We start from the raw sequence: 20,742 nt of genomic DNA on the forward strand, positions 1-20,742 counted from the left end.
CGCCGATGCGGCAGGTGTCGGCTGTGCCGGCTTCGGACCGAGACTCGGACCGGTGGGCGCCCCAGTCGCAGCGAGGAGCGTCATGTCGATTCAGTCGCAGACCATGCACTCGGAGGGGTTCGTCGCACCGGGCTTCGAGCCGCTGCGAGAGGCGTTCGATCGGAACTTCGCGCAGTGCGGCGAGGTGGGGGCGTCCTGCGCGGTCTATGTCGACGGTGAGTTGAAGGCGGACCTGTGGGGCGGGCTCGCCGATGTCGTCACCGGGCGGCGGTGGCGCGCGGACACGGTCGGGCTGGCGTACTCAGTGACGAAAGGTGCCACGGCGGTCCTCTGCTGTCTGCTGGCCGACCGGGGGGAACTCGACCTCGACGCTCCCGTCGCCCGCTACTGGCCGGCCTTCGCGAGCCATGGGAAGGGAGGTGTCTCGGTCCGGATGATCCTCGCTCATCAGGCTGGATTGCCCGTTCTCGACGGCCGGTTCACTCGTGCGGAGATCCTCGCGTACGGCGTCGCAGCGCGAGCACTCGCCGAACAGGAACCTCTCTGGGCGCCGGGCACCGAGTTCGGCTACCACGCCCTTACGTACGGCTGGCTTCTCGACGAGGTGGTTCGACGTGCCACCGGTTGGACGATCCAGCGCCTGTTCTCCAGTGAAATCGCCGGTCCGCTGGGCCTCGACTTCTTCATCGGTCTGCCCGACGGTATGGAGCACCGAGTTGCCGCTCTCGTCGACGATCCGCTGTCCGGTCGCCCCGCTGCCTCGCCCGACCCCTCGCTCGCGGAGAGGATTCCCGATCCGGAGCTGAGGCGAGCGATCGGCGGCGACTGGAGAGCGTCGGGGGATCTGTCCTCGCTGCTGACTCGGGCGATGACCGTCAACGGTGTGTTGAGGACACCGGATGCCGACGAGTGGAACACCCCGAGCATCCGCCGGGCATCGCTTCCCGCCGCGAACGGCATCACCAACGCCCGCTCTGTGGCTCGGCTTTACGCCTCCTGTGTCGGCGAGGTGGACGGACTGAGGCTGCTGGGCGAGGACATGGTCACGGCCGCGACCGCCGAGCGAAGCGCTGGGCGAGACCGGGTGACCGGACTGGACGCGAGGTTCGGCAGCGGGTTCATGCTGCCCACCGCAGGGCTGCCGATGCTGTCCGGGAGTTCCTTCGGGCATGAGGGTGTCGGTGGGGCACTCGGGTTCGCCGACCGTGATGCCCGGGTCGGCTTCGGGTATGTGCAGAACCTTCTGAAGACGGAGATGACCGGAGGCCCGGATCCGCGCGTCGCGGGACTGCTCGCGGCGCTACGCGACGCGCTCGGCGGCTAGGCCGGGGTCGGCCGCCGCGGCTCCCGGTGTTCTCCGGGCATTGACACGCGGAAGCGCGGCACGCATTCTGATCGTACGATCAGGTCATTTGATCAGAAGTCCTCGCCGTCGACCCCACTGGAAGTCGCGGCTCGGAGGACACCATCCCTGGCCCTCAGTCGACAGAGGACGGTCATGACTCATCTCCAAGGCGACCATTCCACGGTCGTCATCGTGGGCTCGGGTTTCTCCGGGCTCTGCGCCGCCATCAAGCTCAAGGCTGCCGGGATCGACGATTTCGTCATTCTGGAGAAGGGCGCGGATGTCGGCGGTACCTGGCGGGACAACACCTACCCGGGCGCCGCCTGCGACGTACCGAGCGTGCTGTACTCCTACTCCTTCCGCCAGAACCCGGACTGGACGCGGCACTTCCCGTCCTGGGCGGAACTCCACGCCTATCTGCGGCAAGTTGTCGACGTCTACGAACTCGGTCCGCATCTCAGGTTCGGGGTCGAGGTGGAGGAGATGCGCTTCGACGACACGACCGGTACCTGGACCGTGGTCACCGCGGCGGGCGAGTCGATCCAGGGCAGGTTCGTCGTGAACGCGACCGGAGTGCTGAGCAAGCCGGTGGTACCCGAGATCTCCGGCCTGGAGACCTTCGACGGAAAAGCGTTCCACTCCGCCCAGTGGGATCACGACCACGACTTCACCGGACGTCATGTCGCGGTGATCGGAACAGGTGCGAGTGCGGTTCAGTTCGTTCCCCACCTGGCCGAACAGGCCGAAAAACTCTATGTGTTCCAGCGGTCACCGCACTGGGTGACGCCTCGCGGCGATGCGGAGATTCCCCCGCAGCAGCGCCGTGTCTACGGTCGGCTGCCCCTCGTACAGCGGCTGCGACGCTGGGCGACGTACTGGGAGTTCGAGACACTGGCCCGGGGGTTCCTCGGACACCCCAAGGTCGTGGAGCGCTACCGGCAGCGAGCGCTGGACTTCATCGAGGAGTCCGTACCCGATGAGGCGATGAGGGCCGTGCTGACCCCCGACTACGCTCCCGGGTGCAAGCGCCGCCTCGTTTCGGACGACTGGTTCCCCGCGCTTCAGCGCAGCAATGTGGAGCTGGTCACGACCGGCCTGCGCGAGATCACGACGGACGCGGTCGTCGCGGCGGACGGCTCACCGCGCCGGGTCGACACGATCGTCTTCGGCACCGGCTTCGCCGCCACCGACTTCCTCGCCCCGATGAAGGTGTTCGGGCGGGACGGTGTCGAGATCTCGGACGCCTGGAGGGACGGAGCCGCCACGAAGCTCGGCATCTCGACCTCGGCGTTCCCGAACTTCTTCATGATGCTGGGCCCGAACACCGCACTCGGGCACAACTCGATGGTGTTCATGATCGAGGCCCAGACCCGCTACATCGTCGGCGCCATCAAGCACGCGCGCACGAAGGGGACACGGGCTCTCGAACTGCGCCCGGAGGTTCAGGCGGGCGCCTACGGCAAGACTCAGCGGTTGATGAAGAAGACCGTCTGGGTATCCGGTGGTTGCCGCAGCTGGTACCAGTCGGCGGACGGCCGCATCGACACGCTGTGGCCGGGTACGACTGTCTCCTACTGGTGGCAGACGAAGCGATTCAAGCCCCGTGACTATCGGTTTACGGGGGAGGCGACAACGAGCGGGACCGCGTAGACACTTACAGGCCGGGCCTGTTGATGATGGAACCCGCCCCACTGGGCATGAGCGACGCCGTACCGGCATGTCATGGATGCGGCTTGATCGGAAGGTACCCGTACGCAGATGCGACTTGTACTCATCGGCCCTCCTGGCGCAGGCAAGGGCACCCAGGCGGCCATCCTCCGCAACGATCTCGACATCCCTCACATCTCCACCGGCGATCTGTTCCGCGAACACGTCAGCCGTCGGACACCACTGGGGCAGGATGCCCAGCGGTATCTCGACACGGGTGAACTGGTCCCCGATCACGTCACGGGCGAGATGATCCGCCGGCGGCTCGCAGAACCGGACGCACAGCGGGGCTTCCTCCTCGACGGCTTCCCGCGAACCGTGCGGCAGGCGGAAGAACTTGGGTCGATGCTCCCCGACGCGGATGGCGGGATCGACGCGGTCCTGGAGTTCACCGTCCCCGAAGACGTCGTGGTGAGCAGGCTGTTGGGCCGTGGCCGTGCGGACGATACCGAGCAGGTCATCCGGCACCGGCAACAGATCTACCGCAGCCAGACCGCCCCGCTCCTTGCCCACTACGCCGCCAGGCTGCTGACGATCCATGCCGTCGGCTCCGCCGAGCAGATCGGCGAACGGGTGCTGACGGCCTTGAAGGAACGGGGCCTCGTAGCGAGTCGGGACGAGAGTGCCACGCGGCCTTAGTGGTCAGCTCCGGAAGTCCTTCGGGGGTTGACATCGGGGCCCGATTCCGTAGCGATCCGTTAGTGGTCTGGGACGGCGAAGCGGGGCTGGCAGGTACAGCCGAAGGAGTCCTCGGCGGGTGCCGACGAACTCTCCGTCGGCACCCGCCATCCCTGGGTCACCGTCGTGTCAGCGTTGAGGCGGTTGGTGGGCCCCTGCCGGGATTCCGGGGCTTGGCTTGACCACGTCGGGGAGGCGGAATACCAGCGGTACCTGCGTGGTTGTCCGCCGTTGTCGATCAACAAGGAGGCCCTCTGCCTACGGTCCGTCGTCCCCGTGCGCTGCGTTCCGGCGATCTCGTGGTCGTCACCGCGCCCTCGGGCCAGCTCGAGCCCGGTGAGGAGCCGCTGCTCGCTCGCGGTGTGGCGATATTGGAGCGGATGGGTTTCCGCGTGCGGGTCAGCCCGATGGTCGACCCCGCGCGGAGCCGCTGGTGGGCGGCGGGCGCTCCGGCGGAGCAGGCTGCCGAGCTCAATGCGCTGCTCCGGGATCCGGAGGTGCGGGCCATCGTCGCGCACACCGGTGGCCAGGCGACCATTGGTTATCTCGATTTGATCGATCTGGATGCGGTCCGGGCCGACCCGAAGCCGATCCTCGGCTACAGCGACATCTCGCTGCTGCACATGGCGTTGTACGCCAAGACCGGCCTCGTCGGCTTCCACGCCGACATCGTCACCCACGGTTTCGGCAGCGATTGGTACACGTTGGGCGACGAGGCCCGTCGGTCCGAACTCGTCGACCTCTACGCCCGTGTGCTTACCAAGGCCGAGGCGCCGGGCGTGCTGCCGGCAAGGGGGACTTGGGAAACCTGGCGGCCGGGCCGCGCCCAGGGACCACTGGTCGGCGGCTTGCTGAACCGCCTGGTCCAGTTGCAGGCGACACCATTCGCACTGGCCGCCGAACGGTTCGACGGCGCCGTCTTGTTCTGGGAAGAGGTACAGCGGCCGGTCACGCGGATCTGGTGCGACCTGCATGCCTTGCGACTGTCCGGTGTGCTGGACCGGATCGCGGGCATGGTGGTCGGCATCCCGAGTGAGGTCACGCCCTACGAGGGCGGCGGAGACCAGGTCGGTCTGCGCGACGTTGTGCTCGACGTCCTGGCGCAGCGTGACATCCCTGTCCTCGCCCAGGTCGACTTCGGCCACACCTCGCCGAACCTGCCGCTGCCCCTCGGCGTCCGCGCACACGTGGACGCGGACGCGGACAACCGGACTCTGTCCCTGCTCGAGTCGGCGGTCGCGGAACGCTGAGTTCTGTTGGAGATTGGCGCGGGTCCGGCGGGCTGCGCGAGGACGTGCTCAAGCCCTGGCAGTACCGGTCCTGGATCACCATCCGCGACCTGGACTTTCGCGCCAAGGTCCGGCGTGTTCTGGATCTGTACGCCCGCATGTTCGAGGGTGTCCCGCTCGGGCCAGACGGGTACGTCGCCTCCAGCGACGAGAAGACCTTCGTCCGAGCCCGCTGCCATCCGACGCCGGCCCCGGGCCAGGCCCGGGCGATGCGCGTCAACCACGAGTACGGCCGCGGCGGTGCCGTGGCCTACCTTGCCGCCTACGACGTCCACCATGCGAAGGTCTTCGGCCGCTGCGAGCCGAAGACCGGAATCGTGCCCTTCATGGCCATGGTCACTCAGGTCATGGCCCAAGAGCCCTATGCGAGCGCCAGAGGTGTCCTCTGGACCGTCGACAACGGCTCCTCCCACCGGGGGAAGAAGGCCATCGACCGTCTCACCGCGGTGTTTCCGAAGGAGTTCACCACCACCGACCTGGACGATCTGCCGGCCCGACTCGACCGACACACCCCCGCCGAGCGACAAGAGGGATCCTCCACTGCCCTGGCAGGCCGTGAGCGGTTCAGTTTTGGATCGGAGTCACAAGTCTTGGAGAAGGCGGCCGGAGTGCGGGATGCGCGCTCACGTATTCCGCACTCCGGCCGGATGTGTGCCCACGCGCCGTTGACATCCGCTCATCCTGAGGCCACGATCGGATCAAATGACTTGGTCATTTGATCTGCATGTTGTGTGCACTGTGCCATCGACCTCTCTCGCCCCCTCCGCCGCACCGGGCCCGGGCGAACAACATCGTTGAACTTGTGAGGGCAACACCATGGGTCTCACCACACTCGAACCGACCACGACCGTGGATGACGTGTGCGATGTGATCGCGCGTGACGGCGGCGTGATCGTGAAGGACTTCATCGACAGCGAGCTCCTCGCCGCGATCAAGGCCGACCTCCTGCCGGAGCTGGAACGGGTCGGCTGGGGGCAGGACGACTTCGCCGGAGCCAAGACGCGTCGGCTCGGCGCCCTGTTCAAGCACAGTCCCCGCATGGCTGACCTCATTACCCACCCGCTGTTCTACGGTGCCGCGGAGCGCTACCTCCAGATCCCGACCCCGGTGTGGTTCGGCGAGGAGCGCGCGGAGCTGGTTCCGAACATCCAGATCGGCGTGACGCAGCTCATCGACATCCACCCCGGCGAGGGCTCTCAGCCGCTGCACCGGGACGACGCGGTCTGGCAGTGGCGCCACCCGGAGGGCGGTCGCCAGGCCCGGGTGCAGATCATGCTGGCCGTCACCGACTTCACCGCTGACAACGGCGGGACCCTGGTGATCCCCGGAAGCCACCTGTGGGACGACGAGCGCGGCCCCCGCCAGGAGGAGACGGTCCCGACCGAGATGACGGCGGGATCCGCGCTGATCTGGCTGGGAGCGACCTACCACGCCGGCGGCACCAACAACACCGACATCTCCCGGACCGGACTGACTCTGACCCTCGACCTGGCCTACCTCCGGCAGGAGGAGAACCAGTACCTCTCTGTTCCCCTCGACGTCGTCAAGCAGCTGCCGGACCGTGTCCAGCGCCTGCTCGGCTACGAGGCGAGCCCGCCGTTCATGGGCTGGATCGAGGTCAACGGTGTGATGACCGACCCGCACCACGTGCTTGAGGACGACCCGTCCTCCGCCCAGGCGGCGGCGGCATTCTAGTGACCGGCCGGCTGGAGCGTGTTGTGAAAGTGCCAGTCACAGCGAGTTGTTGATGGCTACGACGGGCAAGGCGGCTTCCTAGAGAGCGGTGGGCCTGTCCGCATTGGTCGTCTTGGTCCTGCCGGTTGCCAATGCTTGGACCAGCCGGCGATTCGCGTCCTGTGCGGTCATGCCCCAGTCCCACTCGGTTTTGTGGAGCCGAAGGGAGACGACACCGTGCCACGCCGACCACAGCAGGAGTGCGGAGGCAAAGGGTGCGTCCGGGTCGACGAGCCGCGCGAGTTCGACGATGCGCGCCTGGAGGCGGGGGCCGTGCGCGGCTCTGGTCTCCGGCAGTGCGTCACCGCTCTCGAACAGGAGCTGGTACGCGCCCGGGTGAGCCGCGCCCCAGGCAATGTAGGCGTCGCCGGCAACGACCAGCTGGGTGTCGGCCTCGTCCGCGGCATCGAGCGCCGACTCGACCGCTTCGACCAGCGAGGCGTATTCGGCGTCGAGCACCGCCGAGCGCAGGTCCGCCTCGGAGGGGAAGTGCCAGTACACGGCCGAGGGGGCCACCCCGCAGGCCCGGGCGATTGAGCGCAGCGACGGAACGGCCACCGCTTGGGGCTCCGCCAGCATGCCGATCGCGGCGGCCACGAGCTCGGAGCGCAGGTCGCGGTTGTCTGTCTTGGTCACAGATTCATTGAACACCCGTTCATGATAGCTTGCAATGAACAGGTGTTCAGGAAGGTGGTAGCGACATGCTCAGGCTGATGACGGTGATCAGGAAGCGCCCGGAGATTTCCACGGAGGACTTTCGCCGATTCATGGAACTGGAGTACGGACCGACCTATGTGGCGCTTCCCCAGGTCAAGGAGTACGTGCAGTACTACCTGACGGACCTCGTGACGGACGGGGAGGAGGAGCCGATCGACGCGATCGTGCGGATCGGCTTCGAGTCGGAGACGGAGATGCGTGAGGCCCTCGCAACCGAGGAATACCGGAAAGCGCACGAACTGCGGACGGCCTACATGCGGGAGACCTCCGTCGGTATTCATTCGGCCGTTCTGGACCGCAGGGTGCAGTTGGTCTAGGGAGCGTTGCGGCAGTGCTGGTTGCACCCGTCTCGCCTACAGCGAGATCCACGCCCACGAGAGAGAAGGCGCTCACCTGCGCCGCCTTCCTGCGACGGGCCGCGGCCTTCTTCGCCGCATTGGGTATCGACCGCGTCGAACGGGTCCTGACCAACAACGCCTGGCCCTCCCGCTAGAGCTTTGCCTGGCGCCAGGCCCTGACCGACCTCGGCGCGGCCGGCAAACTCACCCGCGCCTACCGGCCGCAGACCAACGGCAAGGTCGAGAGTCAACAACTCCGCGGGTCAATACACGACTGCCCGCCACCGCCCGTCAGGGGTGACGGCTCGTTGCGGGGCGCCCGGGGGGCTTGTCCGCTCGATGAGGTTCGAGCGGGCAAGCCCCCATCCTCGTTCTTGGCGGCGGAACTCCGGGACGGGACCGGGGCCTGTTTCACCTCGACCGCAACGGAGGCCCAACTGGCGGTCGGTGACCTCTCGTTCGAGGCGCTCAACCCCGTTTCGTACCTGGATCACGCGGCCCTGGCGTACGGCGACCGGGCGGCCGTGGTGACGGCGATCGGCGAGGGACGTGCCTGCCCTCGCCGGCGCGGAGCCCATGAGTCCGCAACCTGGTGTCGCCACGGCCGCGCTCTCCTCATCAGCCGTGCACGCGATGAGTGCGGCCGGCCCACTCCGGCTCGCGCAGGGCGAACTTCTGGATCTTCCCGGTCGAGGTCTTCGGCAGTTCGGTCACGAGGTCGACGTTCCGCGGAGCCTTATAGCGGGCGATCTTCGTTCGCACGTGCTCGATCAGCTCTGCCTCGGTGGCCTGCAGGCCCGCTTTGAGTACGACGAACGCCTTCGGCCGCTCGCCCCACTTCTCGTCCGGCACTCCGATCACCGCGACCTCGAGGACCGCCTCGTGGCTCATCAGCGCTTGTTCCACCTCGATGGTGGAGATGTTCTCGCCGCCGGAGATCACCACGTCCTTGGCGCGGTCGCGCAACTCCACGTAGCCGTCGGGGTGCATGACGCCGAGGTCGCCGCTGTGGAACCATCCGCCACCGAAGGCCTTGGCAGTGCCCTCCGGATCGCAGTAGTAGCCCGCCATCACGTTGTTGCCCCGCATCACGATCTCGCCCATGGAACTGCCGTCGGCCGGTACGTCGACCATGTCCTCGTCCACGACGCGCAGGCCCTCGGTCTGGATCATGCCGACGCCCTGACGGGCTTGGACCACCGCCCTTTCGTCGGGTGGAAGGGTGGACCACTGCGGCTGGGCCTGGCAGACGGAGTACGGGCCATAGGTCTCGGTCAGTCCGTAGACGTGCACGATCCCGAAACCCATGCGCTCCATCTGCAGGATCGTCGTGGGGCTCGGCGGCGCACCCGCGGTGGTGATCACCAGCCGGTAGTCGAGATGGCCGGCCTGCGCCGCGTTCAGGATCGTGGTGACCACGGTCGGCGCCCCGTTGAGGTGGGTGACCCGGTGTTTGCGGATCTGCTGCCAGATCGCGTCGCCGCGCACCTCGCGCAGACATACGTGTGTCCCACCGATGCCGGTGACCGCCCACGGCGTACACCAGCCGTTGCAATGGAACATCGGCAGTGTCCACAGATAGACGCTGTCCTGGTGATGGGAGGAGTGGACGATCTCCCCGAAGGAGTTCAGGTAGGCGCCCCGGTGGGTGTAGACGACCCCCTTGGGGCGGCCGGTCGTTCCCGAGGTGTAGTTGATGGAGATCGGCGCGAGTTCGTCCTCGACCGACCAGTCCATGGGGTCGTCGGAACCACGGGCCGTGAAGTCGGCGTAACTCACCAGCCGCGATCCGACAGCCGCGCTCGCCGTTGCGTCCGTGCCCACCCCCGCCTCGGTGTCCTCGAACACGATGACCTCGGTGACCGTCGTGACGTCCTGGACGGCGGCCGCGACCGTGGAGAGGAAGGCCGAGTCAGTGACCAGTACCTTCGCGCCGGAGTGGTCGAGGATGTAGGCGATCTCCTCGGCGGAGAGTCTGGTGTTGACGGCGACAAGCACGGCTCGGGCCAGCGGTACCGCGAAGTGCGCGACGAGCATCTCGGGCAGGTTCGGCATGAGGTAGGCGACTCGGTCGCCGTCCTGCACACCGCTCGCGCGAAGGGCTTGGGCTACGCGGGTCGCCTGGGTGGCGAGTTCGCCGTAGCTCAGGCTCCTGTTCCCGTAGACGATTCCCGGCTTGTCGGGCCATACGCGGGCCGTCCTGTCCAAGAAGGACAGCGGCGTCAACGGAGTGTGGGAGACGGCGTTCATGAACGTCCTCCTGGCAGCAGCGGCAAGAGACAGCGGTCATCACCGTATTCAGCACCCTAGGTTCTGGTCAAGTGATCAAGTCATAGGATCGACTCCTCGCCCGGCTAGGGAACGCGGAGGTCGCCTGCCTGATCCGGACATGTGTCTGCTCGTCGCAGACGGTAGAGGTCTAGACTACGTAGCGACTCGTTCATATGACTCAGACAAAAGATCAGGGAGGTCCTCGGATGGCTCGGGTTCCCATGGATCAGCGCCGACAGGACTACATCGAGGCAACGGTGCGGGTGATTGGGGAGCGTGGAGTGCGCGGTGCGACGACTCGTCGTATCGCCGACGCGGCCCAAGCGCCTCTGGCTACTCTGCATTACGTTTTCCATACCAAGGAGCAGCTGTTTTTCGCCGTTTTTGAACACGCTTCAGATCAATTGCTCGAACGGATCGGCGCGAGCAAGGAGAGCTCCGGCCTGGGGGAAACTGCGGCGTCTCTCCTGGTCACCACGATGGACTGGTACTTGGAGAACGACGGCTACGCGCGTGCGCAGTTCGACCTGTACATGTGGGCGTTGCGGCAGGAGGGCACGCATCCGGGGTTGGCCACCCGGGCCTACGACCTCTTCATCGACCGGTTCGCCGAGGTGCTGCGTAAGGCTCTGGGGGACGACGATGACGCGGAACTCGTGAAGCCGCTTGCTCGAATGGTGGCCTCGCATCTTGATGGTCTTTGTCTGCAATGGCATGGATACGGCGACCGTGCCCGGTTGGATGCCGATGTCGCCCTGGCGGGGGAGGCAATCGAACTGCTCGTGGAGTCGCGACGCAGGCGGAAGTAGTCACATTGAGCTGGCGGGGTACTGAATTCCCCATCCTGGGGTACTCGGTGCCATCATGCCTCGTCGAGCGCAGCCTCGATACCCTGGATGACCCGCCACATCGGCGCCTTGCGCCTGGAGATGAGCACGATCACGTCTTCCTTGTCGTCCCGGCCGTCGATTCCGCGTCCGGCCGGGTCCTCGCTCCAGGTGTCGCGCACATAGTCGAGCGCGTGGTCGACGTCCTTGATGGCGTCGCCCCGGCCGCCTGAGCGGAGCCATGAGCGCAGAGCGTGGTTGTGGGCGGCGACCACGGACGCCGCGATGACGTCGGAGCGCAGCGTTCCGTCCGGCCGGGCGGCGTATCGGGCACGGAGATACTCGGCGAGAGTGCGCTCGTACCGCCACACCACGGACAGTTCGTGGGCGCGGAGGCCGGGCACCTTCTTCGTCAGACGGTAACGCTGCACGGAGAAGGCGGGGTTCTCGGCATACATGCGCAGTACGAGTCGGGCGGCGTCGCAGACGTGCGCCACGGGGTCGCCGTCAGGGCTCTGCTGCTGGAGGAACTCGGTCATGTCCGTCAGGCAACGCTCGTGGTCGGGGAAGACCACGTCCTCCTTGGAGGGGAAGTAGCGGAAGAAGGACCTGCGGCCCACCCCCGCGAGCGCGACGATGTCGTCGATCGTGGTCTGCTCGAATCCGCGCTCCAGGAACAGCTGGAAGGCCGCTGCGATGAGGGACTCCCGCATTGCGGGCTTCGCAACCCCGCCGGTGTCACTGTGCGTGCCCCGCTCCTCGCTCATGATGTGGAACATAACACCCGGCTCTCAGGCGTCACGACATTGTCTGTGGCACTGAGTACCCTTATCGTGGGGTACTCAGTGCCATTCCCGTCGATCGTCGTGAAGGGTGTGCCCATGGGCCACGATTTCGACCTGTACCGCCCGTCCGAGGAGCACGACATGCTCCGTGACGCGATCCGTTCGCTGGCCGAGGCGAAGATCGCGCCGTTCGCGGCCGCGGTGGACGAGGAAGCCCGTTTCCCGCAGGAGGCCCTGGACGCCCTGGTCGCCTCCGACCTGCACGCCGTGCACGTACCCGAGTCGTACGGCGGCGCCGGCGCGGACGCCCTTGCCACGGTGATCGTGATCGAGGAGGTGGCCCGCGTGTGCGCGTCCTCCTCGCTGATCCCGGCGGTGAACAAGCTGGGCTCGCTCCCCGTGATCCTCTCGGGCTCCGAGGACCTCAAGAAGAAGTACCTGGGCCCGCTCGCCAAGGGTGACGCGATGTTCTCGTACGCCCTCTCCGAGCCGGACGCCGGCTCCGACGCGGCGGGCATGAAGACGAAGGCGGTCCGCGACGGCGACTTCTACGTCCTCAACGGCGTGAAGCGCTGGATCACCAACGCGGGCGAGTCCGAGTACTACACGGTCATGGCGGTCACCGACCCGACGAAGCGCAGCAAGGGCATCAGCGCCTTCGTGGTCGAGAAGTCCGACGAGGGCGTCTCCTTCGGCGCCCCGGAGAAGAAGCTCGGCATCAAGGGCTCCCCGACCCGCGAGGTCTACCTCGACAACGTCCGCATCCCCGCCGACCGCATGATCGGCGAAGAGGGCACCGGCTTCGCCACCGCCATGAAGACCCTGGACCACACCCGCATCACGATCGCGGCCCAGGCCCTCGGCATCGCCCAGGGCGCGCTGGACTACGCCAAGGGCTACGTCCAGGAGCGCAAGCAGTTCGGCAAGGCGATCGCCGAGTTCCAGGGCATCCAGTTCATGCTCGCCGACATGGCCATGAAGATCGAGGCCGCCCGCCAGCTGACGTACGCGGCAGCGGCGAAGTCCCAGCGCGGCGACAAGGACCTCACCTTCCAGGGCGCGGCGGCCAAGTGCTTCGCCTCGGACGTGGCGATGGAGGTCACGACGGACGCCGTCCAGCTCCTGGGCGGCTACGGCTACACCCGCGACTACCCGGTCGAGCGCATGATGCGCGACGCCAAGATCACCCAGATCTACGAGGGCACGAACCAGGTCCAGCGCATCGTGATGGCCCGCAACCTGCCGTAAGACACACAAGACACAAAGGACTCCACCATGGAAACCATCTCCCGTCTCGGTGTCGTCGGTTGCGGCCTGATGGGCTCCGGCATCGCCGAGGTCGCCGCGCGCGGCGGCGTCGACGTCCTCGTCGCCGAGGCCACCCCCGAGGCCGCCGATGGCGGCCGGCGCCGCATCACCGACTCCCTCGACCGCGGCGTCCAGCGCGGCAAGCTCAGCGAGGAGATACGCGACCTCGCCCTCGCCCGGCTCTCGTTCACCCACGACCTCGGGGACATGGCGGACCGTCAGTTCGTCATCGAGGCGGTTGCCGAGAACCGGGACATCAAGACCAACGTCATCCGGACCCTGGACAAGGTCGTCGCCGATCCGCACGCGGTCCTGGCCACCAACACCTCCTCGCTGCCCATCGTCGATCTCTCGGTCGCCACCGAGCGCCCCGGGCAGGTCATCGGGATGCACTTCTTCAATCCCGTACCGGTGCAGCAGCTGGTCGAGCTGATCCCCGCCCTCACCACGAGTCAGGACACTCTGGACCGTACGCGTCGATTCGCGACCGAGCAGCTCGGCAAGGTGACCATCCAGGCCCCCGACCGCTCGGGCTTCGTGGTCAACGCCCTGCTGGTGCCGTATCTGCTGGCCGCGGTGCGGATGGTCGCGGCCGGTTCGGCGAGCGCCGAGGACATCGACCGTGGGATGGAACTCGGCTGCGCCCACCCCATGGGGCCACTGCGGCTGCTCGACCTTGTCGGCCTCGACACTGTCGAGTCCATCGCCGACACGCTGTATGACGAGTACAAGGAGCCGCTGTACGCACCTCCCGCGCTGTTGCGCCGGATGGTCGCCGCGGGTCACCTCGGGCGCAAGAGCGGTCGTGGTTTCTACAGGTACGCCGGCTGATCCAGCGGCGGTTCCGGCAGGAGCTGTTCGGTCCAGATGCACTTGCCGGTGGCGGTGTAGCGGGCGCCCCAGCGATGGGAAAGTGCCGCGACGAGTTGGAGTCCGCGACCGCCCTCGTCGGTGTCCGAGGCGCGGCGGATGCGCGGCGTCGTAGGGCTGCCGTCGGAGACCTCGCAGACGAGGGACTGGCCACGCAGCAGGCGGAGTCGGCAAGGCCCCTTCGCATGCCGGATGACATTCCCGACCAGCTCGCTGGCGAGGAGCTCCGTGGTCATGGCGAGGTCGTCGAGGTGCCACTGATCCAGCTGCTCGCGCACGTGGCGACGTGCCTCGCCTGCCGCTGTGGGGTGTTCGGGCAGGGGCCAGGAGACGATGTCCTCGGCGGGGAGGCCGTGGATGCGGGCGACGAGCAGCGCGGCGTCGTCGAGCGACTGCTCCTGGGCGGGCAGCAGAGCGGAGACGACGGCGTCGCACACGCGGCTGACGTCCTCGGCGGCATTCCCCCGGCGGTCGGGGCCGGTCCGCCGCTTTTCGGTGGTCGACCCGGACGAGGGTTGCTGGGCGAGATCGGCCACGGCGGCGGTGAGGGTCCGCGCCAAGTGGGCCATGCCGTCGTCGATGTTCCGGTCGGCGGACTCGATCAGGCCGTCGGTGTACAGCACGAGCAGACTGCCTTCGGGCAGTTCGAACTCCACGGTCTCGAACGGCGGGCCGGCGGCGCCCAGAGGTGGGTCGGGGGTGAACCGGGGGAAGCGTACGGAGCCGTCCGGATCGACGACGGCGGGCGGTGGATGGCCTGCGCCGGCGAAGGTGCAGACCTGGGTGCTGGGGTCGTAGACCGCGTACAGGCAGGTGGCGTAGAAGTCGTCGCCGAGGTCGCTGACGAGGTCGTTGAGGTGTGCGAGGAGTTCGTCGGGGGGCAGTTCGAGGTCGGCGAGGGTGTGGACCGCGGTGCGCAGCCGTCCCATGGTGACGGCTTCGGCGAGGCCATGGCCCATGACGTCGCCGATGACCAGGGCGACACGGGCTCCGGAAAGCGGGATCACGTCGTACCAGTCGCCGCCGACTTCCATGCCTTCGCCGGCCGGCAGGTATCGGGCGGCGGCGGTGACCGTGGGGAGCACGGGCAGCGCGCGGGGGAGCATGCCGCGCTGCAGTTCCTGGGCGCGAGTGTGCTCGGCATCGTAGAGGCGGGCTCGTTCGAAGGACTGGGCGATCAGCCCGCTCAGCGCGGTGAACAAGATCCGCTCCTCGTCGGTGAAGCGGTGCGGACGGGCGAAGGAGATGAGGCAGCAGCCGACGGGACGCCCCGAGGCGACCAGCGGCAGGAACGCCCAGGCCTGCTTCCGCCCGGCGGTGAGGTAGTCGGCGAGCTCCGGATACAGCTGGGTGAACTCCTCCAGGGAGGCAATGAACTTGGGGGTAAGACTGCGGAGCACTTCGGCGACCGGCGACACCTCCGCCACCCGGTGTCTGGCGAGACGGTCGATGTACTCCTGCGGGTACCCGACTGCACCCACCGCGCGCAGCCGCTCGCCTTCGACGGCCTGGATGATCAGACCCGTGGCGCCGAACGGAGGCAGCACATGATCCGCGATCGCCTGGACCAGGTCCTGCACGGTGAGCGCCTGAGCGAGCGCTCTGGTCAGTTCCTCCATGCGCGCCGCACGTTCGACCGCGGCGCGTTCGGCGCGGGCGTGCTCGGCCTCGTGCGCCCGCTGCTCGGTCACGTCGGTGAAGTAGACCGTCAGGCCGCCGGGGACCGGAACGAGTCTCATGTGATACCAGGCATGTGTGGCGGGCGACTGGATGTCGAAGCCGACGGGTGTGCCGTCGGCGACGGCCTGCCGGGACCGCTTTTCCAGGCCGAGAGCGCTGGCGGCGGGGACGGCTTCCCACAGCACGCGGCCCAGCAGATTCCCGGCGGCGCTGAAGAATCGCTCAGCCTGGACGTTGACATAGGTGATGTGCCAGTCGGCGTCGACAGCGAAGAACCCGTCGCTCATGTTCCGCAGCGCTCGGCCGACCGAGTCCCGGGCCATGCGGGTCTGCGTGGTGTCCCAGGCGGTCCCGATCATGCGGACCGGCTCTCCGTCCTCGCCGAAGATGAGCTGTCCGCGGTCTTCGATCCAGCTGATGCTGCCGTCCGGTCGGCACAACCGGTACTCGAAGCTCAAGACACCCCGGTCCGCGATGATCTTGTCGACCTCGGCGGCCAGTACGGGCACGTCGTCGGGATGGACGTGCGCGGTCCAGCTCTCGATCCGCCCGTCGAAGGTGTCCGGGTCCAGTCCGCTCATGGCCAGCGCCGCCTCGTCCATGAGCAGGTCGCCGGTGCGAAGGTCCCAGTCCCAGACTCCGACCTCGACTGCCCGCATGGCGTGCTGGAGACGGGTACCGGACGGCTCCTGCCACCAGGCGGGGCTCACCGGACTCGGGGCCGGCGGAGACTGCCGCAGACGCTCGGCGGCCCGATCGGCGAGCACCTGGAGAAACAGCCGTTTGTCCGTGTCCGGCTCGCCGAGCGTGGCCATGAGGACGGACAGCGCACCGATCGGCCCCTCCGGGCCGGGCAGGGGGACGGCTGCCAGGCCGGTGCCTTCGGAAAGCGTCCTGGACCGGAGCCCCGGCTCGGCCCGGAGCCATACGAAGGAGCAGGTCCGGACAGCCAGGACGGGGGCCGTCGTCTCGTCCGGGGCGAGATCCTCCCATGCGTCGGCGAACGCACGAGGGAGCCCGACGGCCGCCACCAGGCGCAACCCGTGGTCCGCCGCTTCGGACAGGTGCACCATGCCGCCGAGGCCGCCGAGCTCGGCCACGGCCTGATGCAAGGTGAGTCGCAGCATCTCGGTGTTACCCAGGCCGTCGGTTGTCTTCAGCAGGCGCAGCCGTGCTTCCCGGACCCGTTCCGCCGAGGTGTCCGGACCTGTGGCGCGAGGTTCACTCTCGCTCACTCCATCACCTGCCGCCTTGGAGCCACTGCAGGAAACAGCCTCAGGTGTGCATCAAAAAGCCGCTCTGAAATCACCAATTCTACCCGGAAAGGCCAGTAATTTCGGGCTCACAGCATGCCAGGTGCCCCCGAGGCCGCTTGCTGCGAGACCTGTCGTGCGACCTCGCGGCGGTCGACCTTCCCCGAGGCCGTCAGCGGCAGCTTGTTGTAGACGACCCACCGCTCGGGGACGGCGTAGTCGGGGAGCCGTTGTACGAGATGGTCACGGGCGGCGTGCTCGTCGAACCCGGCGTTCGGGCGAGGCTCGACGGCCGCGGCCACGCGCTGCTGGAGAACCGGGTCCTCGATGCCGAACACCACGACCTGGCCGACGTCGGGACGCTGGGCGATGCACGACTCGACGAAGGACGGCAGGATCTTCTCCCCGCCCCGGTTGATCACGTCGTCGACCCGCCCGGTCAACCACAGCAGGCCCTCGGCATCGAGGTAACCGAGGTCGCCGGTGCGGAGCCACTGTCCGTGGAACCGCTGGTTGGTCAGCTCGGGCCGCTGCCAGTAGCCGATCATCCGGGTGGGTCCGGCCACCCATACTTCGCCGGTCCGGCCCGCCGTCAGTTCGCGGCCTTGGTCGTCCACGACCTTGAGCCGTACGCGCGGCGCCGGCAGGCCGACCGACTCGCCCTTGGAGGCGACGAGTTCGTGCGGCAGGAAACTGACGATCGAGGTGAACTCACTCAGTCCGTAGGCGTGGGTGAGTCGCAAGTGCGGCCACCGGTCGAGGAGTTCGTCGATCCAGGCCGCGGGCATCGGGCTGCCGCCGAAGAAGAGTTTCGAGGCGGGGCCGTAGATGTGCTCGGCCTCCTCGGACATCATGAGCATGCGCAGGATGCTCGGTACCGCGGCGAGGAAGGTGACCGGCCGCTCCCGCAGTTCGGCGATCGCGTCGGCCGTACGGTACTTCGTCAGCAGATGGGTTCGGCCGCCGACGACGAGCATGTGCCCGAACTGGTCGTTGAATCCCGTGTTGTGGAATATCGGTACGAGGATCAGCGTGCTGTCGTCCTGAGTGCTGCCGTGGAACTCGGCGACCGCGAGGGCGCCCTTGAACAGGGCCTCATGGCTCAGCATCGCGCCCTTGGGGACACCCGTGGTGCCGGAGGTGAAGCTGATGAGGGCGAGGTCGTCGGGGGTCGGCGCGTCCGGAAGGGCAGGGGCCGCGGGCTCGGCCGACTCGTCGGCCCGGCCGAGCAGCTCGCCGAGCTCGATCACCTCACGGTCCGACTGCGCGCTGTCCCGCACGAGTTCGGCGGTGGAGGCGTCGTAGAGGACGGCCTTCGCCTCGATCAGTTCGCACTGGTCGCTCAACTGCCCTGGGTTCAGGCGGTTGTTGGCCGGGGCCACGACGACGCCCAGGCGTAGGCAGGCAAGGTACGCCACGACCCAGGCCACGCTGTTCTGACCGATGAGGACGACTCGGTCGCCCTTGGCCACGCCACGCGCCGCCAGTGTTCCGGCGACGCGGTCGACGCTGGCGTCCAGGTCGGCGTAGGTGAGCTGCTCGGCCCCGTGGCGCAGGGCCACTCGGTCCGGACTCTCGCGCGCCCAGCCGCGCAAGGCAGCCGGCAGCGTCCGCACCGGCTCGCTCCGATTCTCTGTCTGCATGGTGGCGGCAACCTTTGGACTAGGCCGCGGGCGTGGGCTGCACGCGCGTGATGCGGGAGCCCTCGCCGGCGAGGGACACAAGGATGTCTTCGTACAGAGGAAGTGCGACGTCCCAGCGCAGTGCCTCGGGTCCCCAGGCGCCCGGCAGGGCACCGTGGTCCAGGAGCACTACCGCCGCCACGGCGGCGCCGAGTCCGGTGGTGCGTGACATCGGGGCGTCGTCGGTGATCGCGAGGGAGCCGAGGACCTCCTGGCCCGCCAGAGCCTGGACGAGGACCGCGGAAGAGGCGCTCGGCTGCTTCTCGGGCTTGCGGTTGTAGCGGGCCCACATCAGCTTCCACAGGAACTCGGCCGGCTCCACCTGCGTGCCGTTGATGTCGACCGTGACGTCGGTGTGGCCGAAGCCGATCCGGCCGAGTGTGGAGAAGGCGGCGTTGGCCCAGGCGGGCCGCAGCGTGCCCTTGCAGCTCGCGTACGTCAGCTGCGGGTAGTGCCGGGACAGCGTGACCGGTTCGGGGTGGGCGGTGTCGTAGGCCTCGATGACACCGTGCGGCTCGGGGAACGCGTACGACGCGGCGGTCGACGGTACGAAACCGGCAGACTGTTCCCACTTCCCGTCCCGATAGACGGGGCAGGTGCTCACGGCCATGTGCAGCATGTGCCGCAGCGGGGCGAGACCGCCCGGGTCGCTCTCGTGGACGAGCCAGACGACCTGGACGCCGTCCGCGGTGGGGTGGGCGTCCAGCAGGCGGCTGGCCATCCAGTTGGAGACGCCGGGGGAGAGGCCGGCCCCGGTGATGAGGGGAAGTCCCGCCCTCTTCGCCTCGTCGTCCAGGGCCAGGATGGCCTCGGTCCCCTCGACGTCGTCGCAGATGTCGACGTAGGCCGCACCGGCGGCCAGTGCCGCGCGCGCCACGGCGTCGGAACCGGCGAAGAAGGGGCCCGTGAGATTGACGACGGCGTCGACTCCCGTCAGGTCCACCTCGCCCTTCGAGACGTCGGTGATCCGCCCGGTCACCCGCTCCGGCGCCAACGATTCCGCGTGCTTGACCGCTTCCTCGGACCGGTCCAGGGCCACGAACTGTGTGTCGGGGAGCCGGTCGAGCAGGATGCCGAGAGCGCTGCGGCCCATCTGTCCCAGCCCGACCACCGCGACGGTGCGTGTCATGTGTGTCTCCTTCGATCTCAGTGGATGTCCGTGCCGGTACGGCTGCGCGCTACGCGAGAGTCCCGGGGGCGACGTAGTTCTGCATCGGCAGAGCCCGGTACCGGAGCGGGGGCAGCTGGTCCGGTGTCACGAAACCGGCCTGGGCGTTGATGACGTCCGGGATGCGGTTCACCCACTGCGTACAGGTCGTCGTGTAGCTGGGGACCCGGCCGTTGTCGAGGTAGAGGTCGGGCTCGCCCTTGACGACCCACTGGTTCATGTCGCTCTCGCCCTCACCGAAGACGTAGCCCGACATCTCGAAGGTGAAGGTGGGCCCTTCGACGGTGGTCATCACGTCGATGTCCGAGTAACCGATCACCGTTCCTTTGGAGAGGGTGACGCCGATGCTGTTCGAGTACCGGTCCTCGTCCGCGATGACCGGGCTCACCTCCGTCTTCCGTTCCTTCGGGGTCAGGCCCGTGGCCTGGGCCAGCGCCGAGAGCAGGTTGCCGCCGAAGGTCGGCGGGCGGTGCTCGGACGCGATGGACTCCTGGAACTGCTCCAGGGTCTCCCCGACGTGCTTGCTCTGGATGATTTCCGCGCCGTATTCGTCGGCGTTCCAGGTGGCCTTGCCGTAGACGGAGTCGATGCGGTGCGCGGTGCCCAGGAGTGCGCTGACCTGGTGGAGCCAGAAGGAGTCCTGGTGGCCGGAGCCGGTGATCGTCACGCCGTTCTTCTTGGCCAGCGCGTCGAGTTCGGCGGCGATGCCGGGGGAGGACGACCAGGGATAGAAGGACTCCTCGGAAATCGTCACCACATTCGCGCCGCTGCGGACGCACAGCGCCAGCTGGTCCTTGATCTCCGGCAGGAAACTCTGCGTCGCGTGCAGGACGACATCCGGCCTGCGGGTGGCCAGCACCTGTTCGGCATCCGCCTCGATCGGGACGTTGAGCCGGCCGATTCCGGCGAACTCTCCGAGGTCGCGGCCGACCTTACTGGGATTTCGCGCGATGGCGCCGACGATCTCGACGCCCTTTTCGGTCATGAGCCTGGTGGCCAGGGCACCCATGGCGCCAGCGCCGTACACGACTGCTCGAATTCTCCGCATGCCGAACTCCTCGGGAATACCTGGAATTTCAGGGGGACATCA

The 20,742-nt window shown here is 67.7% G+C and carries 17 protein-coding genes and 1 pseudogene; 11 read left to right on the top strand and 7 right to left on the bottom strand.

The features are described 5' to 3' along the window. Positions 1-82 precede the first annotated feature (82 nt). From OG246_RS29485 to OG246_RS29510, 6 genes are all read left to right on the top strand, one after another. Positions 83-1,324 (top strand): serine hydrolase domain-containing protein, encoded by a 1,242-nt coding sequence (locus OG246_RS29485; protein WP_266469967.1) that lies wholly within the window; start codon positions 83-85, stop codon positions 1,322-1,324. A gap of 174 nt (positions 1,325-1,498) precedes the next feature. Further along, positions 1,499-2,995, top strand: a complete 1,497-nt coding sequence (locus tag OG246_RS29490; protein ID WP_266469969.1) for an NAD(P)/FAD-dependent oxidoreductase — start codon at positions 1,499-1,501, stop codon at positions 2,993-2,995. A 108-nt stretch (positions 2,996-3,103) separates the two neighbouring features. Beyond that, the gene (locus OG246_RS29495; RefSeq protein ID WP_266469971.1) at positions 3,104-3,691 is read left to right on the top strand and encodes an adenylate kinase; all 588 of its coding nucleotides are present in this window, start codon (positions 3,104-3,106) and stop codon (positions 3,689-3,691) included. A 338-nt stretch (positions 3,692-4,029) separates the two neighbouring features. Continuing rightward, on the top strand, positions 4,030-4,980 hold the full coding sequence (locus tag OG246_RS29500) for a S66 peptidase family protein (RefSeq protein ID WP_323178341.1): 951 nt from the start codon (positions 4,030-4,032) through the stop codon (positions 4,978-4,980). A 44-nt stretch (positions 4,981-5,024) separates the two neighbouring features. Further along, positions 5,025-5,738: a hypothetical protein gene (locus tag OG246_RS29505; RefSeq protein ID WP_266469973.1), complete on the top strand. Its 714-nt coding sequence runs from the start codon at positions 5,025-5,027 to the stop codon at positions 5,736-5,738. A 97-nt stretch (positions 5,739-5,835) separates the two neighbouring features. After that, a complete protein-coding gene (locus OG246_RS29510) occupies positions 5,836-6,714 on the top strand; it encodes a phytanoyl-CoA dioxygenase family protein (RefSeq protein ID WP_266469974.1) in 879 nt (292 codons plus the stop codon). A gap of 78 nt (positions 6,715-6,792) precedes the next feature. Here OG246_RS29510 and OG246_RS29515 read toward each other — a convergent pair whose 3' ends face one another. Beyond that, positions 6,793-7,389: a TetR/AcrR family transcriptional regulator gene (locus tag OG246_RS29515; protein ID WP_266469975.1), complete on the bottom strand. Its 597-nt coding sequence runs from the start codon at positions 7,387-7,389 to the stop codon at positions 6,793-6,795. A 65-nt stretch (positions 7,390-7,454) separates the two neighbouring features. Between OG246_RS29515 and OG246_RS29520 the strand changes: the two genes are divergently transcribed. Together OG246_RS29520 and OG246_RS29525 are read left to right on the top strand one after the other, a co-directional pair. Continuing rightward, a complete protein-coding gene (locus OG246_RS29520; protein ID WP_266469976.1) occupies positions 7,455-7,787 on the top strand; it encodes an EthD domain-containing protein in 333 nt (110 codons plus the stop codon). A 62-nt stretch (positions 7,788-7,849) separates the two neighbouring features. Further along, a pseudogene (locus OG246_RS29525) lies at positions 7,850-7,951 on the top strand (IS481 family transposase); the annotation flags it as partial. Positions 7,952-8,426: 475 nt separating this feature from the next. On the opposite strand, the gene OG246_RS29530 reads toward OG246_RS29525, so the two are convergent. Next, positions 8,427-10,058: a long-chain-fatty-acid--CoA ligase gene (locus OG246_RS29530; protein ID WP_266469977.1), complete on the bottom strand. Its 1,632-nt coding sequence runs from the start codon at positions 10,056-10,058 to the stop codon at positions 8,427-8,429. Positions 10,059-10,300: 242 nt separating this feature from the next. On the opposite strand from OG246_RS29530, the gene OG246_RS29535 reads away from it, so the two are divergent. Further along, positions 10,301-10,888 carry a TetR/AcrR family transcriptional regulator gene (locus OG246_RS29535; RefSeq protein WP_266469978.1) on the top strand — a complete coding sequence of 196 codons (588 nt, stop codon included), beginning with the start codon at positions 10,301-10,303 and terminating at the stop codon, positions 10,886-10,888. Between the two features lie 53 nt (positions 10,889-10,941). Here OG246_RS29535 and OG246_RS29540 read toward each other — a convergent pair whose 3' ends face one another. Further along, entirely contained in the window at positions 10,942-11,619 is a 678-nt protein-coding gene (locus OG246_RS29540; protein WP_266471010.1) for a TetR family transcriptional regulator, read from the bottom strand. A gap of 168 nt (positions 11,620-11,787) precedes the next feature. Here OG246_RS29540 and OG246_RS29545 point away from each other — a divergent pair, with 168 nt between their 5' ends. Together OG246_RS29545 and OG246_RS29550 are read left to right on the top strand one after the other, a co-directional pair. Continuing rightward, positions 11,788-12,939 (top strand): acyl-CoA dehydrogenase, encoded by a 1,152-nt coding sequence (locus OG246_RS29545; protein ID WP_266471013.1) that lies wholly within the window; start codon positions 11,788-11,790, stop codon positions 12,937-12,939. Between the two features lie 27 nt (positions 12,940-12,966). Further along, positions 12,967-13,830, top strand: coding sequence for a 3-hydroxybutyryl-CoA dehydrogenase (locus tag OG246_RS29550; RefSeq protein WP_266469979.1), 864 nt, complete (start codon positions 12,967-12,969; stop codon positions 13,828-13,830). On the opposite strand, the gene OG246_RS29555 is transcribed toward OG246_RS29550, so the two are convergent. The 4 genes from OG246_RS29555 to OG246_RS29570 all read right to left on the bottom strand — a co-directional run bounded on the left by OG246_RS29555 (position 13,812) and on the right by OG246_RS29570 (position 20,700). Beyond that, entirely contained in the window at positions 13,812-16,784 is a 2,973-nt protein-coding gene (locus OG246_RS29555) for a SpoIIE family protein phosphatase (RefSeq protein ID WP_266469980.1), read from the bottom strand. The two genes, OG246_RS29550 and OG246_RS29555, sit on opposite strands and share 19 nt — an antisense overlap. 107 nt (positions 16,785-16,891) lie before the next feature. After that, complete coding sequence (locus OG246_RS29560; protein WP_266469982.1) at positions 16,892-18,445, bottom strand: class I adenylate-forming enzyme family protein; 1,554 nt, start codon at positions 18,443-18,445, stop codon at positions 16,892-16,894. Positions 18,446-18,464: 19 nt separating this feature from the next. Beyond that, a complete protein-coding gene (locus OG246_RS29565) occupies positions 18,465-19,613 on the bottom strand; it encodes a saccharopine dehydrogenase family protein (protein WP_266469985.1) in 1,149 nt (382 codons plus the stop codon). A gap of 49 nt (positions 19,614-19,662) precedes the next feature. Then, positions 19,663-20,700 (bottom strand): dihydrodipicolinate reductase, encoded by a 1,038-nt coding sequence (locus OG246_RS29570; RefSeq protein WP_266469986.1) that lies wholly within the window; start codon positions 20,698-20,700, stop codon positions 19,663-19,665. Positions 20,701-20,742 lie beyond the last annotated feature (42 nt).

Origin of the sequence: Streptomyces sp. NBC_00620, assembly GCF_026341825.1 — a bacterium.
Lineage (GTDB): Bacteria > Actinomycetota > Actinomycetes > Streptomycetales > Streptomycetaceae > Streptomyces.

Coding starts and splice junctions, on each gene's coding strand:
- OG246_RS29485 (WP_266469967.1), top strand. CDS start 83: ATGTCGATTCAGTCGCAGACCATGCACTCGGAGGGGTTCGTCGCACCG.
- OG246_RS29490 (WP_266469969.1), top strand. CDS start 1,499: ATGACTCATCTCCAAGGCGACCATTCCACGGTCGTCATCGTGGGCTCG.
- OG246_RS29495 (WP_266469971.1), top strand. CDS start 3,104: ATGCGACTTGTACTCATCGGCCCTCCTGGCGCAGGCAAGGGCACCCAG.
- OG246_RS29510 (WP_266469974.1), top strand. CDS start 5,836: ATGGGTCTCACCACACTCGAACCGACCACGACCGTGGATGACGTGTGC.
- OG246_RS29520 (WP_266469976.1), top strand. CDS start 7,455: ATGCTCAGGCTGATGACGGTGATCAGGAAGCGCCCGGAGATTTCCACG.
- OG246_RS29530 (WP_266469977.1), bottom strand. CDS start 10,058: ATGAACGCCGTCTCCCACACTCCGTTGACGCCGCTGTCCTTCTTGGAC.
- OG246_RS29535 (WP_266469978.1), top strand. CDS start 10,301: ATGGATCAGCGCCGACAGGACTACATCGAGGCAACGGTGCGGGTGATT.
- OG246_RS29540 (WP_266471010.1), bottom strand. CDS start 11,619: ATGCGGGAGTCCCTCATCGCAGCGGCCTTCCAGCTGTTCCTGGAGCGC.
- OG246_RS29545 (WP_266471013.1), top strand. CDS start 11,788: ATGGGCCACGATTTCGACCTGTACCGCCCGTCCGAGGAGCACGACATG.
- OG246_RS29550 (WP_266469979.1), top strand. CDS start 12,967: ATGGAAACCATCTCCCGTCTCGGTGTCGTCGGTTGCGGCCTGATGGGC.
- OG246_RS29560 (WP_266469982.1), bottom strand. CDS start 18,445: ATGCAGACAGAGAATCGGAGCGAGCCGGTGCGGACGCTGCCGGCTGCC.
- OG246_RS29565 (WP_266469985.1), bottom strand. CDS start 19,613: ATGACACGCACCGTCGCGGTGGTCGGGCTGGGACAGATGGGCCGCAGC.
- OG246_RS29570 (WP_266469986.1), bottom strand. CDS start 20,700: ATGCGGAGAATTCGAGCAGTCGTGTACGGCGCTGGCGCCATGGGTGCC.